The organism is Bacillus sp. Nf3, from assembly GCF_003028545.1.
Classification (GTDB): Bacteria; Bacillota; Bacilli; order Bacillales; family Bacillaceae; genus Bacillus; species Bacillus safensis.
On the sequence record NZ_PYUA01000001.1, the window covers coordinates 774,289 to 787,691 of the forward strand.

Here is a 13,403-nt window from a genome sequence, read left to right on the forward strand (position 1 = left end):
AGTGACAACTTGAGGGAGAGATCAACATGCTGCAGAAGCTATGGTTATATCATACAAACGACTTGCACAGCCATTTTGAGAACTGGCCAAAAATTGCAGCTTATATTGAAGAAAAGCGTCAAGTTCACGATCAGATGCTCTTGTTTGATATTGGCGACCATATGGATCGAGTGAACCTCGTATCCGAAGCTGATTATGGAAAGGTAAATGTCAAGCTCCTCAATCAGCTTGGCTATGATGGAGTTACGATCGGGAATAATGAAGGCATTACGCTGCCTCATGATCAGCTGGATCACCTATATGAGAATGCACAATTTCCTGTGGTCCTGTCTAATCTATTTGAGAAAGGCAAAAGGCCATCATGGGCAAAGCCCTATCATATGATCACAATGGAAAACGGACTGAGAATATGTCTCTTAGGCGTGACCATTGCGTATACACCTGTTTATGAAAAGCTGGGCTGGAACATTACTGATCCATTTGACAGCATACGGGACATGCTGCAGGAAGTGAAGGGGCAGGCAGATGTCATTGTGCTCTTATCCCATCTCGGTATTATCCATGATCGAGAGGTCGCTCGTGATTTCCCTGAAATCGACGTCATCCTAGGATCACACACGCATCATCTGTTAGAACAGGGCGAGATGGACAATGGGGTGCTGCTTGCATGCGCTGAAAAGTATGGGCATTATATTGGCTGCGTCGAGCTGACAATCGATACAGCACGCAAAGAGCTGATAGAGAAAAAAGCGACAGTGCAGTCGGTGGATCAGCTCATCAGTGAATCAAACGAAGCTATCACCACCTTACAGCAGGCAGAAAGAAGAGCCAAAGCACTCATGCAGGAAAAAGTCACAACGATTGAATCGAAGCTAGAAACGAAGTGGTTCGATGAATCTCCGCTTCCGCAGCTCTTAACAGATGCTATTAAAGATTGGTGCGGAGCGGATATTGGCATGATGAATGCAGGTATGGTGCTTGAGTCATTAGAGGCAGGAATTGTCACAAGAGAAGAAATCCACCGGATATGTCCGCATCCCATTAATCCCATTCGGGTGACGCTTACCGGTCAACAGCTCATCGAAACGGTTCAGCGGGGCTGTGAAGAAAAAATGGAACAGCTGCGCATTAAAGGCTTCGGCTTTAGAGGTGAGCTGATGGGGAAAATGCTATATAGCGGCCTCAGCTATACATTAGAAGAAGGCGAGGCCAAACGGGTGAAGGATGTCTTTGTACATGGTCAATTGATCAAAAACGACGCCTCCTATTCAGTTGGCACAGTCGATATGTATACATTAGGGTCTCTTTTTCCTCATATCCGTGATCACGAACACATTGAATATTTTATGCCTGAATTTTTACGTGATGTTCTGACATGGCGCTTGAAGGAAGCAACATGAAATCCGCTTCAGCCTAACAACACGCGCCCTCTTTTCACATAGATTGTGATGAGAGGAGTGAAGGGATTTGGTGAATTTAACACCTATTACAATTGATGGCCATTCCTTTACAGCGGTCACCGTCAAACTGCCGAAGACAAATTTCATGGCAGTAACAAATGAACACGGGTATATCATGTGCGGTGCACTTGATGTCGGGCTCTTGAATGAAAAGCTTGCAGATAGAGGAATTATTGCAGGAAGAGCAGTTGGGGTAAGAACCATTGAGCAATTGCTCGATGCTCCTTTAGAATCTGTGACATACGCCGCAGAAGCACTGGGTATCTCTGCTGGAACAATTGGAAGAGATGCATTATTAAAAATGGTGAAATAAAATAGAGAGATGATTCCTATCCCCCCGCCTGTCTGCATACACATGTAATGGAGAAGGGGGGATTTTTTATTGAGAATGAACCGCCGTTATCGCCCCTACAAGAAGGGCCCTTTGCCATTTCGTTACGTCATGCTGCTTGCGATCTTATTCTTTGTGCTCTCAACCGTGATTAGTTTATTTTTTATCAACCGATCAATTAAACCAACCCTTATTCACATTGCTGAACTAGAAACAGAGCGCATCGCCAATCACCTCATACAATATTCAGTTCAAGACTTTGCAAACGATCAGGAGAATATGAAGGATATGGTGGTCATGAATACAAGTGAGAACGGAAAAGTGACGACTATCGATTTTAATGCGCAAGCAACATCGAAAGCCATGGCTGACCTATCACGTCATCTTCAGAAAAATTTAGAGGACATTGAAAAGGGGAACTTTCAAAAAGAGGCAAAAGAAGCAAAAGAAGCGTTAAAGGATCAAGCAGATGGACATGACGGTATTATATATAACATTCCGCTCGGGCAAGCATCCGGAAATGCACTCATCGCCAACCTCGGCCCCAAAGTACCTGTACGGTTTAGTGTGATTGGTGATCCGCATACGGACGTTGAGAAAAACATTAAGCCTTATGGCATCAACAATGCCTTGATTGATATTAGTGTTCTGATCGAGGTTAAGGTAAGAGTCATTATCCCATTTGCTTCTGAAACAATCGTAGTTAAAAACTCTGTTCCTGTCTCCATACAAGCCGTTCAAGGAGACGTACCAGATTATTATAATGGCAGTGGAACAAATTCAGGTGCTCCACCAATTGTTCTCCCAGAGAAAAAGGAGAAAAAGGAATAACAGCCCAACAATGATTGGGCTGTTTTTTTACGATTTTCGTTTCCGTTCAGCTCTTTCCCACGCCCTCAAATGAGGGTATGGGTCAAATGACCATTCCGTTCTACCGTTGTCTTTGTACATGCCATAGTGAAGATGCGGCGGAAATTTTCCTGCGGTGCCTGGAGGGCCGTAACCGGAGCTTCCGACAGATCCAATCACCTGACCTGGTTCAACTATTTGACCTGTCTTAAGTCCTTTCGCAAAGCCATTTAAGTGAGCGAAGTAATGATAATGATTATGAATATCTCGAATGCCTATCCGCCAGCCGCCAAAGCGGTTCCATCCTTTCATTTCAATCACGCCATACGATGTCGCACGAACGGGAAGTCCATAATGGGCAAATAAATCGGTTCCCTCATGAATTCTTCTTCCTCCAAATCCTCTCGCATCTCCCCATGTACTTCGGTAGCTGTAGTCAGCTCCAACTGGTAGAGGAAAAGCATGCTTTCCAAGATCAAGATGGCCGTAGTGCTTATATAGCTTCATAAAAGATGAAATGATTCCAACGGTTTGATCACGTCCATAATAGTCCCATAAGCCAATTTTTAATTGATCAATGCTGCTGCCGTAGTGAAGCAAGTATTGAGCAAACGTGAATAATACATCCTCATCGTCATCGCTGCTTGCTTTGCCGTCCCCATTCCCATCAAGCCCAATTCCGTCAAACACTTTAATGCTTAAAGGAGAGGTATCCTGTTTATTCGGGTTTTCTGGTCCAATCCACATTTCCCGGGGAATGTAGATGCCAATGACGCCTTTTTGTTTCGGTAAATCTCTTCTGCTTTTTCGAATATTGTGTTCATACTGATCAACTGCAGCAAGTACATACCATGGAACCTGTGTTGTGATGGAGACTTTTTCATATAGCGCCATTCTTTGCTTCAATTCATTTGACTGTTTGCCGGTCCCTTCTGCATGAACAGGTAAAGGGAGCATTGAAAGAGCAATCATAATGGCTAAAACCACTTTCACAAACGTCCATCTCCTTTCATCGAGCATCGTCTTCTACCGTTTAGTGTGGTTAGATCACTCTATTTCATAAGAAGAAAATGTTAGTAATTTTCTTCTGTTTTTTTAGGAGGCTTTTGGGTATTTTTGCAGCTCATTCCCTTGTTGTTCAATCTGTACTATGTTAAAGTGTCTAAAGAAAAGGCTTTAGGCCGAAGATTCAATTTTTTGCAGCTTCTTGGCTGCATCCATCGTATATAGCAGGAAGATTTTTGTAGATGCACCTTTAACGAATTCATATGGAGATGATGGAATTGGCAAAGAAGGAAGAGCACGTAAGAAAACCGGACTGGCTTAAAATTAAGCTGAATACGAATGAAAACTATACCGGTTTGAAGAAAATGATGCGGGAAAACAACCTGCATACCGTTTGTGAGGAAGCAAAATGTCCGAATATTCATGAATGCTGGGCAGTGAGAAGAACCGCTACATTTATGATCCTTGGATCTGTTTGTACGCGCGCATGCCGTTTCTGTGCGGTGAAAACTGGACTTCCAACTGAGCTTGACCTGCAAGAGCCAGAACGCGTGGCAGATTCAGTAGCCTTAATGAACTTAAAGCATGCTGTCATAACAGCGGTTGCAAGGGATGATCAAAAGGATGGCGGAGCAGGTGTGTTCGCTGAAACAGTTCGTGCGATTAGAAGAAAAAGCCCATTCACGACAATTGAAGTTCTCCCTTCAGACATGGGCGGTAATTATGATAACTTGAAGACGTTAATGGACACTCGTCCTGACATTTTAAATCACAACATTGAAACAGTTCGCAGATTAACGCCAAGAGTTCGTGCGCGTGCTACCTATGATCGTTCATTAGAATTCTTGCGTCGTGCAAAAGAAATGCAGCCCGACATTCCAACAAAATCAAGCATTATGATTGGACTCGGTGAAACGAAGGAAGAAATCATTGAAGTCATGGATGATCTTCTTGCCAATAACGTGGACATTATGGCGATTGGGCAGTACTTACAACCTTCGAAAAAGCATTTGAAAGTTCAAAAATACTATCATCCGGATGAGTTTGCAGAGCTGAAGGAAATTGCGATGTCAAAAGGCTTTAGCCACTGTGAAGCTGGGCCGCTTGTGCGCTCTTCCTACCATGCAGATGAACAAGTAAACGAAGCGTCTAAAAAGCGTCAGGCGCAAGCATAACAAAGAAAACGCCAGAGCTCTCTGGCGTTTTTTCTCATATTAATTTTGGCCATAAGGGGCGTTTCTTCTCATCGTACGGTCGGAATTCGTCATCCCATTTGCATCTTCTTTCGTTGAAATATCTCCACCTTGAGGGGAGTACTTCATTTGCTGAATTGTTTTGGTTAAAATCTGGTCAAAATCACGTGAATTGGTTTGAAGACGTGAAAAATTGGCAATGGATTGAAAGTGCTCTGGATTATCAGAGACGTATACATGATAATAACGAGGGAGAACAGAAACCGCCGTTTTCTTTACTTGATCGGCAGATTCATCACGGTTTTTGTTTCCTGTTCGATACACGATGAGTGCATCCTCATCTGTCACAAGTGTCGCAGCATCTTTGATGTTTGGCAGCTGCACCGTTAAACTTGTAATCACGTGGGCAAGATGCTCACGATTTAAAGCAGGGGTTCTTTCTTTCTGATCCGTTACTTGCTGGCGCTGATAACGAACATATCCTGCTCTGTTTGTGTCTGCTTCTGGCATGTTGGAATTATTTCCTTCATGACGATCCGACAGACGGATGGTTTTACTTGAAGAATCTTCATCCACTTGCCGGTTCATACCTGATTGAAAGCCGCACCCGCCTAAAAGCATGCTGAGGAGAATCGCGGCTGTCAGTTGTTTCTTCATAAATGTGACCTCCTTTTTCCTTTAGCTTCGGCTAAATCGGAAAAAACATGCTTTAGCAATTGATGGAGTTCTTCCAATGAATTATCATTAAAGATGGATCGTTTAAAAAGAGGTGAGAAGATGATCGTCATTCAGAATGCTACCTTTGATCTTGTAAGAGATATCAAAGACGGCTTTAATGAAGAAGCGTTTAAAGCAAGGTACTCAGATATTTTAAATAAGTATGATTATATTGTGGGGGACTGGGGCTATAATCAGCTCAGGCTGAAAGGGTTCTTTGATGACCAAAACCAAAAGGCCACATTTGATACTAAAATCAGCACACTCGATGAATACATTTATGAATACTGTAATTTTGGCTGTGCCTATTTTGTCTTAAAACGAATCAGAAAATAACGCAAAGGGGAGCGTCATAATGTATTTCGTAGACAGAAAAAAGATTGAAGAGACATTACGTTTTTTCGAGGAGCAATATGAGTTGATGCAAAGTCATCAAACATGGACAAGCCCTTTAGAAAAAAAAGCGCTGGAACGAATTGTTCATTTGCTCGTCGAATGTATTCTTGATACTGGAAATGACATGATTGATGGCTTTATTATGCGTGACCCAGGAAGCTATGATGACATCATGGATATCCTTGTTGATGAAAAGGTCGTACCAGAAGGTGAAGGCAGTCAGCTGAAAAAGCTTGTCTCATCCCGCAAAACACTTGTGCAGCAATATCAGGAAGTGGATCATCATGACTTATTGCAGGTCATCAGTGAAGTAGAGCAAGCGCTAGAGGTCTTTCCAAGCCGCATCCGTACCTACTTGGAGCAGGAGCTTGGCCCAGTATCAGCGTTTAAATAAACCATTGGAGTTGTGAGCATCATGAAATACAAAGGCTATTTAATTGATTTAGACGGGACAATGTATAAAGGAACAGAAAAGATCGAAGAAGCAGGTCAATTTGTTCAGAAGTTAAATGAGTTGAACATCCCTTACTTGTTTGTCACGAATAACTCATCACGCACGCCAAAGCAGGTAGCGGAAAAACTCGTTTCCTTCGATATTCCAGCCACAGAAGAACAAGTTTTCACAACAAGTATGGCGACGGCCAATTATATTGCTGAGCAAAAGAAAGATGCGTCAGTTTACGTGATCGGTGAAGAAGGAATCAAGCAGGCCATTGAAGAAAAAGGGCTGACGTTTGGTCAGGAAGACGCAGATTTTGTTGTTGTTGGAATTGACCGTGGCATTACATATGAAAAATTAGCAGTAGGTGCGATTGCCATCCGTCAAGGCGCACAATTTGTTTCAACAAATGGAGATATTGCCATCCCAACAGAAAGAGGGCTTTTGCCAGGGAATGGCTCGTTAACATCTGTACTGACTGTGACGACAACAGTTCAGCCGACATTTATCGGAAAGCCAGAATCCATTATTATGGAACAAGCGATGCGTGTGCTTGGAACAGATGTGTCTGAGACGCTCATGGTGGGTGATAACTATGATACGGATATTATGGCAGGAATGAATGCAGGGATGGACACATTACTCGTCCATACAGGTGTGACAACAAAAGAGCTGCTTCAGCAGTATGAAAAGCAGCCAACCTATGTCATTGATTCATTATCCGAGTGGATTGTGCGATTATCATAAAAAAAGAGGACAAGCGTTACGCGCGCGTCCTCTTTTTCTTTATTCCGCATTTTTCGCACTATGTGCCAGCCTGCTTGATGCGGCAGCAGCAATAGCGCCGACGATGTCATCTAAAAAGGTGTGGCATTCGCCTGTGGATTTATCGTTGAGTTTTCCGAGAATTCCCGGTTTTTCTTTATCGATATATCCGTAATTCGTAAAGCCGATCGAACCATAAATATTGACGATAGCAAAGGATAAAATTTCATCAACGCCATACAGGCTTTCGTCCGTTTCAAGTATTGATTGAAGCGGCTCAGTCAGCTTCTTTTGCTCGGCGAGTACGTCTAGTTCGACGCCCGTTAAAATCGCATTTTGGACTTCACGTTTTGCGATGACACGCTCCACATTGTGGATGCACTCTGTCATGTCTAAGCCAGGATGATATTTTTCCTGTAAAAAGTAGACAAGGTCTGCTATATCTTGAATGGTTACGCCTCGTTCTTGTAAACGGCGTCTTGCTGTTTTTTCTACTTCGTTCATCTCATGATGATGCGGCATGTATTCCTCACCCAATCCTCTTAATTTGTCCACAACGTGTAAAAAGCTTCGGATAGTAAATAGTATTCATAAATCCCGTAACCTGCGACTACGATATGATAAGAGATTGATCATAGGAACGCAGGTGAAAACATGAAAGAAACCATTTATCACACATTTGGTATTGATGTTCGTCAGTTTATGCCATACGGCAGTTATCAGAGCTTTCAAACGGCGGAGGCTCTCTTTCTTATTGTTCCTGTGTCTCATTTGCGAGAAGAAGAACTCGCAGAGATGTATCATATCAGTCAGTATTTACTGAATGCTGGAGACCCATACGTTGCTGTGTTTGAATTAACAAATGAAGAAAAACCCACCTTTACTCATGGGAAGGAGCAGTACGCTTTATTAAAAGCAGCGCCTCCGATCTCAAGCCGTTCGTTTCAGCAAGCGTCAGAGCTGGCGGCCTTTCATGTCAGGGGAAGAGGCTTTCCATATGAAGTATCCGAAACAAAACGTGTCGGTGCCTGGAAGGAATTGTGGGCAAAACGATTAGATCAGCTTGAAGGCTTTTGGATGCAGCAAATGCATCAAAAACCGCTGGAACGGTTTGAACAAAAATTCATTGAATCGTTTCCGTATTATCTTGGATTAACGGAGAATGCCATTCAATATTTAGTCGATACTGAGCTTGATGATGAACCGAAAGAAGGTGACTCAGGCACTGTCTGTCACCAGCGCTTTTCACGTATGACATGGCCGCATGAGCAGCCGCTTCGTTTACCTGTGGATTGGGTCTTTGATCATCCAACCCGTGATATTGCCGAATACTTAAGAGAGACTTTTGTGCAGCATAAGGAAGATTTAATTGAAGAGGGCTTTTCCTTTCTTCAGCAATATGAACAGGTGACACCTCTTTCCTCCTTTTCAAAGCGTTTGTTATACAGCCGTCTGCTGTTCCCGCTTCATTATTTTGAAATTGTGGAAGGCTACTACATGTCGGGAGAAAATGAAAAAGCATATTATGAAGAGCGGTTAGATTACGTTTTAAATGATGCCAATCGCTATGAATACTTTCTAAAGGTTTTTCAAGAAATGAGCGCCATGCGAAGCGGTGGGAGCCCCATTCCGGCTATTGGCTGGATTCAGCCTGCAGCTGATTTGAAGTTTCAGTGAACAGACGAAACGTCTCTTTTCTCTTGAGGCGTTTTTCGTTATGCTTAAAGAAATCGATTAAAGGAGTGTTCTTCTTGACGAAACCTTATGTCTATATCACAAGAAAGCTTGATGAAGCATCACTTACACCATTAAAAGAAGTCGCTCATGTTGAGATGTGGCCGAGCGAGAATGAGCCATGTCCAAGAGAAGAGCTAGAAACACAAGCAGCTAAAGCGGATGCGCTTCTCACCATGCTGTCAGATCAAATAGATGAGCCTCTCTTATCAAAGACTCCGAATATCAAGGTGGTCGCAAACCTTGCTGTTGGCTATGACAATATTGATGTTGAAGCAGCCAAAAAGCGCGGAATCACTGTATGTCATACACCAGACGTCTTAACAGAATCGACGGCTGATTTAGCCTTTGCCCTTCTGATGGCGTCAGCTAGACGCATTGTCGAGGCGAGTGATTGGATTAAGGATGGAAATTGGACAGGCTGGGGGCCGCTTCTTCTTGCTGGTGCTGATGTTCATCACAAAACGCTCGGGATTGTCGGAATGGGCAGCATTGGAACAGCACTTGCCAAGCGGGCCAAAGGCTTTAATATGAATGTCCTTTATCATAATCGTTCCAGAAAACCCGAGGCAGAAGCGCAGCTTGGTGTGACATATGCGGATTTTGAGGAACTGCTCAAACAGTCTGATTTCATCGTCTGTCTGACGCCGTTAACCCCGGAAACGAAAGACATGTTTAATGAACAAGCATTTGATCTGATGAAGAACTCTGCTTATTTCATTAACGTATCAAGAGGACAGACAGTGGATGAGGATGCTTTATACGAGGCTGTCACGACAGGAAAAATTGCCGGCGCAGGTCTAGATGTATTTAGACAAGAGCCTGTCAGTCCATCTCATCCATTAACGACATTACCTAACGTCACGGTCCTCCCTCATATTGGAAGTGCTAGTGTCGAAACGAGAAAAACGATGATGCGTTTATGTGCAGAGAATATTGCGCTTGTCTTACAAGACGAGCCAGCCAAAACGCCGATTCGTTCATAATATAAAGCTTCCCGGTGTTCGGGAGCTTTTCTGACAAAAATATTTTGAAAATATAGAATCTTGATATAAATAGTTGTTAAGCGGTTTCATTCTGACAATCTCTTATTTTATTACCTTGTCAAAATGAGGATACCCCTTTATAATGTGTGTACATTGAATGTCTGTGTAAGGTTAACAAATGTCTTTTTAGAGAGGACATTTATGGAGAAAGGTGGAATTTCAGGTGAAGGCAATTCGAGTTGGGCTATTAGGATTAGGAACAGTGGGGAGCGGTGTCGTAAAAATTATTCAAGATCATCAGGATAAATTAATGCACCAAATCGGCTGTCCGGTATTAATACAAAAAGTGCTTGTGAGCAATCCCGATAAAAAAAGAGATGTGGATGTCGCAAGAGAGGTCTTCACAACTGAAGTATACGATGTGATTAGAGATCCAGAGGTCGACGTCATCATTGAAGTGATGGGCGGCATTGAAGAGACAAAACAATATTTAATAGATGCGTTGAATGAGAAGAAGCATGTCATTACAGCGAATAAAGATTTAATGGCACTTTATGGTACGGAGCTTTTACATGTAGCAAAAGAAAATGGCTGTGATCTTTATTATGAAGCAAGTGTTGCCGGAGGAATTCCGATTTTACGTACGCTGGAGGAAGGATTGGCCTCTGACCGAATCACCAAGATGATGGGGATTGTGAACGGTACAACGAATTTTATTTTAACGAAAATGAATGTCGATAAAAGCGCATATGAGGATGTCTTGAAAGAAGCACAGGATCTTGGGTTTGCAGAAGCAGATCCGACAGCTGATGTAGAAGGACTGGATGCAGCAAGGAAAATGGCGATTCTTGCAAGACTCGGCTTTTCCATGAATGTAGATTTAGAGGATGTCAAGGTGAAAGGTATTTCTGATATCTCTGATGAGGATATTAATTTCAGTAAGCGGTTTGGCTATACAATGAAGCTGATTGGAATTGCTCAGCGGGATGGAGAGAAAGTAGAGGTCAGCGTTCAGCCAACCTTACTTCCTGATCATCATCCATTATCATCCGTTAACAATGAATTTAATGCGGTGTATGTCTACGGAAGTGCTGTAGGAGAAACGATGTTTTACGGACCTGGAGCAGGAAGTCTGCCAACGGCAACAGCTGTTGTATCAGACTTAGTCGCAGTAATGAAAAACATGCGCCTTGGCGTGAACGGAAGCGGATTTATCGCACCGCAGTTTGAAAAGAAGATCAAATCATCATCAGAAGTATTTGCTCAGCAATTCTTAAGAATTCATGTCAGAGATCAAGTCGGGGCATTCTCCCGCATTACATCTATTTTTTCTGAAAGAGGCATCAGCTTTGAAAAGATCCTTCAGCTTCCTGTGAAAGGACACGATGAGCTGGCTGAAATTGTGATTATTACACATCAGACCTCAGAAGAAGATTTCTCAAATATCCTGCAAAAATTAAACGACCTCGACGTGGTGGTTCAAGTGAAGAGCACGTACCGAGTAGAAGGGAACGGTTTAAGCTGATGAAATGGAATGGACTCATTGAAGAATTTCAAGAATTCTTACCAGTAAACGAATCTACACCTAAACTAACATTAAATGAAGGGAATACACCGCTGATCCATCTCGCCAAGCTTTCAGAAAAGCTGGGGATCGAGCTTCATGTGAAAACAGAAGGCGTGAATCCAACAGGTTCTTTCAAGGATCGAGGAATGGTCATGGCCGTTGCGAAGGCAAAAGAAGAAGGCAATGATACAATCATGTGCGCTTCAACAGGGAATACCTCTGCAGCAGCAGCGGCATATGCAGCCCGTGCTGATATGAAATGTATTGTCATCATTCCTGACGGGAAAATTGCCTTCGGTAAGCTTGCACAGGCTGTCATGTACGGAGCAGAGATCATTGCCATTGACGGCAACTTTGATGATGCACTGAAAATCGTCCGCAGTATCTGTGAAAAAGCGCCGATCGCTCTTGTTAACTCGGTCAATCCTTATCGAATTGAAGGACAAAAGACAGCAGCATTTGAAATCTGTGAGCAGCTAGGCTCTGCCCCGGACGTACTAGCGATTCCTGTTGGAAATGCCGGGAACATCACAGCCTACTGGAAAGGCTTCAAGGAATATCACGAGAAAAAAGGAACTGGACTGCCTGTCATGCGTGGTTTTGAAGCAGAAGGTGCAGCGGCAATCGTTCGAAATGAAGTGATTGAGCAGCCAGAAACAGTGGCAACAGCTATCCGTATCGGAAATCCAGCGAGCTGGAAACAAGCTGTGGCAGCCGCAGATGAATCAAACGGAAAGATTGATGAAGTGACTGATGAGGAAATTCTTCATGCGTATCAATTGATTGCACGTGAAGAAGGTGTGTTTGCAGAACCGGGCTCATGTGCATCGATTGCGGGCGTGTTAAAGCAGGTGAAATCTGGTGAAATCAAGCCAGGCAGTAAAGTTGTTGCGGTACTAACAGGTAACGGACTGAAAGATCCAAATACGGCTATTGATATTTCACAAATCAAGCCGGTTACACTCGATGCAGATGAAGATCAAATTCTTGAACACTTAGAAAAGGCCGCACGCGTATGAGTGAAGCCTCCATGCTTTTTTCAATCACAGTACCGGGAAGCACTGCCAATTTAGGACCAGGCTTTGATTCAGTTGGAATGGCACTCAGCCGCTATTTAAAGCTATCGGTCTATGACAATGATAGCTGGCTGTTTGAAGCAGAAACAGATGTCGTGTCTGGGATTCCATCAGGCACCGACAACCTGATTTATCAAACAGCCAAAAAGGTCGCAGATGACTTTGGAAAAACACTCCCGCCTGTTCATGTCAAAGTGTGGAGTGATATTCCATTGGCACGGGGGCTTGGCAGCAGTGCTGCTGCCATCGTGGCCGCCATTGAACTCGCCAATCAGCTTCTTGAATTAAACATGACAGATGATCAGAAGCTCTTTTATGCAAGTGAGGTAGAAGGTCATCCAGATAATGCGGGTGCCTCTTTATTCGGTGGTTTACTGATTGGTCTTCATGAAGAAGACAAAACCCATGCCGTTAAAGTGCAGCATGTGGATGTAGATGTTGTCGTGGTGATTCCTTTTTATGAAGTGCTCACAAAGGATGCCCGTGATGTTCTGCCAGAGGATTTTTCCTATAAGCATGCTGTTAGTGCGAGTGCTGTAAGCAACGTCCTTGTTGCCGCCTTAATGACACAAAACTGGCCGCTTGTTGGAGAAATGATGAATAAGGATTTATTTCATCAGCCTTACCGCACAATGCTCGTTCCAGAGCTGTCGAAGGTAGAGCATGTCGCTTCGCTCAAAGGAGCGTATGGAACAGCTTTGAGCGGTGCTGGGCCGACGATCCTCACCTTAGTGGAAAAAGGGAAAGGAGAAGCACTGAAAGAACAGCTTGCCCAAAACTTCCCGCATTGCGAAGTCGATTTGCTGACGGTACCTGTAGAAGGTGTTGTCGTGCAGCATCATCCTGCTAATCAAGTAAAGAACGTGCTGTGAATCTGCACGTTCC

Annotated in this window: 15 protein-coding genes; 12 read left to right on the top strand and 3 right to left on the bottom strand. The window is 43.5% G+C overall.

Features of this window, described 5'->3' with window-relative positions; translation table 11 throughout:
* Window positions 1-26 precede the first annotated feature (26 nt).
* The 3 genes from C9414_RS03835 to yunB all read left to right on the top strand — a co-directional run bounded on the left by C9414_RS03835 (window position 27) and on the right by yunB (window position 2,622).
* On the top strand, window positions 27-1,400 hold the full coding sequence (locus C9414_RS03835; RefSeq protein ID WP_107163102.1) for a bifunctional metallophosphatase/5'-nucleotidase: 1,374 nt from the start codon (window positions 27-29) through the stop codon (window positions 1,398-1,400).
* Window positions 1,401-1,467: 67 nt separating this feature from the next.
* Window positions 1,468-1,773 carry a YunC family protein gene (locus C9414_RS03840; protein WP_024425980.1) on the top strand — a complete coding sequence of 102 codons (306 nt, stop codon included), beginning with the start codon at window positions 1,468-1,470 and terminating at the stop codon, window positions 1,771-1,773.
* A 69-nt stretch (window positions 1,774-1,842) separates the two neighbouring features.
* A complete protein-coding gene (gene yunB, locus C9414_RS03845; RefSeq protein ID WP_107163103.1) occupies window positions 1,843-2,622 on the top strand; it encodes a sporulation protein YunB in 780 nt (259 codons plus the stop codon).
* Window positions 2,623-2,649: 27 nt separating this feature from the next.
* On the opposite strand, the gene C9414_RS03850 is transcribed toward yunB, so the two are convergent.
* Window positions 2,650-3,597 carry a M23 family metallopeptidase gene (locus C9414_RS03850; RefSeq protein WP_390273520.1) on the bottom strand — a complete coding sequence of 316 codons (948 nt, stop codon included), beginning with the start codon at window positions 3,595-3,597 and terminating at the stop codon, window positions 2,650-2,652.
* A gap of 326 nt (window positions 3,598-3,923) precedes the next feature.
* Here C9414_RS03850 and lipA point away from each other — a divergent pair, with 326 nt between their 5' ends.
* Entirely contained in the window at window positions 3,924-4,820 is an 897-nt protein-coding gene (lipA, locus tag C9414_RS03855) for a lipoyl synthase (RefSeq protein WP_008360456.1), read from the top strand.
* 39 nt (window positions 4,821-4,859) lie between these two features.
* Here lipA and C9414_RS03860 read toward each other — a convergent pair whose 3' ends face one another.
* Window positions 4,860-5,495, bottom strand: coding sequence for a YhcN/YlaJ family sporulation lipoprotein (locus C9414_RS03860; protein WP_034659879.1), 636 nt, complete (start codon window positions 5,493-5,495; stop codon window positions 4,860-4,862).
* Between the two features lie 120 nt (window positions 5,496-5,615).
* On the opposite strand from C9414_RS03860, the gene C9414_RS03865 reads away from it, so the two are divergent.
* The 3 genes from C9414_RS03865 to C9414_RS03875 are packed head-to-tail and all read left to right on the top strand — an operon-like array spanning window position 5,616 to window position 7,137.
* Window positions 5,616-5,891: a YutD family protein gene (locus C9414_RS03865; RefSeq protein ID WP_039181199.1), complete on the top strand. Its 276-nt coding sequence runs from the start codon at window positions 5,616-5,618 to the stop codon at window positions 5,889-5,891.
* Between the two features lie 19 nt (window positions 5,892-5,910).
* The gene (locus C9414_RS03870; RefSeq protein ID WP_039181197.1) at window positions 5,911-6,345 is read left to right on the top strand and encodes a DUF86 domain-containing protein; all 435 of its coding nucleotides are present in this window, start codon (window positions 5,911-5,913) and stop codon (window positions 6,343-6,345) included.
* 18 nt (window positions 6,346-6,363) lie between these two features.
* Window positions 6,364-7,137 carry a TIGR01457 family HAD-type hydrolase gene (locus C9414_RS03875; protein WP_107163175.1) on the top strand — a complete coding sequence of 258 codons (774 nt, stop codon included), beginning with the start codon at window positions 6,364-6,366 and terminating at the stop codon, window positions 7,135-7,137.
* A 39-nt stretch (window positions 7,138-7,176) separates the two neighbouring features.
* Here the strand turns inward: C9414_RS03875 and C9414_RS03880 are convergent, their stop codons facing one another.
* Window positions 7,177-7,677, bottom strand: coding sequence for a phosphatidylglycerophosphatase A family protein (locus C9414_RS03880; RefSeq protein ID WP_047202457.1), 501 nt, complete (start codon window positions 7,675-7,677; stop codon window positions 7,177-7,179).
* 132 nt (window positions 7,678-7,809) lie between these two features.
* On the opposite strand from C9414_RS03880, the gene yutH reads away from it, so the two are divergent.
* From yutH to thrB, 5 genes are all read left to right on the top strand, one after another.
* Entirely contained in the window at window positions 7,810-8,832 is a 1,023-nt protein-coding gene (gene yutH, locus C9414_RS03885) for a spore coat putative kinase YutH (protein ID WP_107163105.1), read from the top strand.
* A gap of 74 nt (window positions 8,833-8,906) precedes the next feature.
* Window positions 8,907-9,875 carry a 2-hydroxyacid dehydrogenase gene (locus C9414_RS03890; protein WP_107163106.1) on the top strand — a complete coding sequence of 323 codons (969 nt, stop codon included), beginning with the start codon at window positions 8,907-8,909 and terminating at the stop codon, window positions 9,873-9,875.
* Window positions 9,876-10,098: 223 nt separating this feature from the next.
* A complete protein-coding gene (locus C9414_RS03900) occupies window positions 10,099-11,400 on the top strand; it encodes a homoserine dehydrogenase (RefSeq protein ID WP_047202460.1) in 1,302 nt (433 codons plus the stop codon).
* Window positions 11,400-12,461, top strand: a complete 1,062-nt coding sequence (thrC, locus tag C9414_RS03905; RefSeq protein WP_024423361.1) for a threonine synthase — start codon at window positions 11,400-11,402, stop codon at window positions 12,459-12,461. The genes C9414_RS03900 and thrC overlap by 1 nt, the downstream gene beginning before the upstream one ends.
* Window positions 12,458-13,390, top strand: coding sequence for a homoserine kinase (gene thrB, locus C9414_RS03910; RefSeq protein WP_107163108.1), 933 nt, complete (start codon window positions 12,458-12,460; stop codon window positions 13,388-13,390). Before thrC ends, thrB begins: the two co-directional genes overlap by 4 nt.
* Window positions 13,391-13,403: the final 13 nt, after the last annotated feature.

What these genes read in the sequence shown, in the direction of transcription:
- C9414_RS03850 (WP_390273520.1), bottom strand. Translation starts at nt 3,597, where the DNA reads ATGCTCCCTTTACCTGTTCATGCAGAAGGGACCGGCAAACAGTCAAAT.
- C9414_RS03880 (WP_047202457.1), bottom strand. Translation starts at nt 7,677, where the DNA reads ATGCCGCATCATCATGAGATGAACGAAGTAGAAAAAACAGCAAGACGC.
- C9414_RS03865 (WP_039181199.1), top strand. Translation starts at nt 5,616, where the DNA reads ATGATCGTCATTCAGAATGCTACCTTTGATCTTGTAAGAGATATCAAA.
- C9414_RS03835 (WP_107163102.1), top strand. Translation starts at nt 27, where the DNA reads ATGCTGCAGAAGCTATGGTTATATCATACAAACGACTTGCACAGCCAT.
- C9414_RS03860 (WP_034659879.1), bottom strand. Translation starts at nt 5,495, where the DNA reads ATGAAGAAACAACTGACAGCCGCGATTCTCCTCAGCATGCTTTTAGGC.
- thrC (WP_024423361.1), top strand. Translation starts at nt 11,400, where the DNA reads ATGAAATGGAATGGACTCATTGAAGAATTTCAAGAATTCTTACCAGTA.
- C9414_RS03870 (WP_039181197.1), top strand. Translation starts at nt 5,911, where the DNA reads ATGTATTTCGTAGACAGAAAAAAGATTGAAGAGACATTACGTTTTTTC.
- yutH (WP_107163105.1), top strand. Translation starts at nt 7,810, where the DNA reads ATGAAAGAAACCATTTATCACACATTTGGTATTGATGTTCGTCAGTTT.
- thrB (WP_107163108.1), top strand. Translation starts at nt 12,458, where the DNA reads ATGAGTGAAGCCTCCATGCTTTTTTCAATCACAGTACCGGGAAGCACT.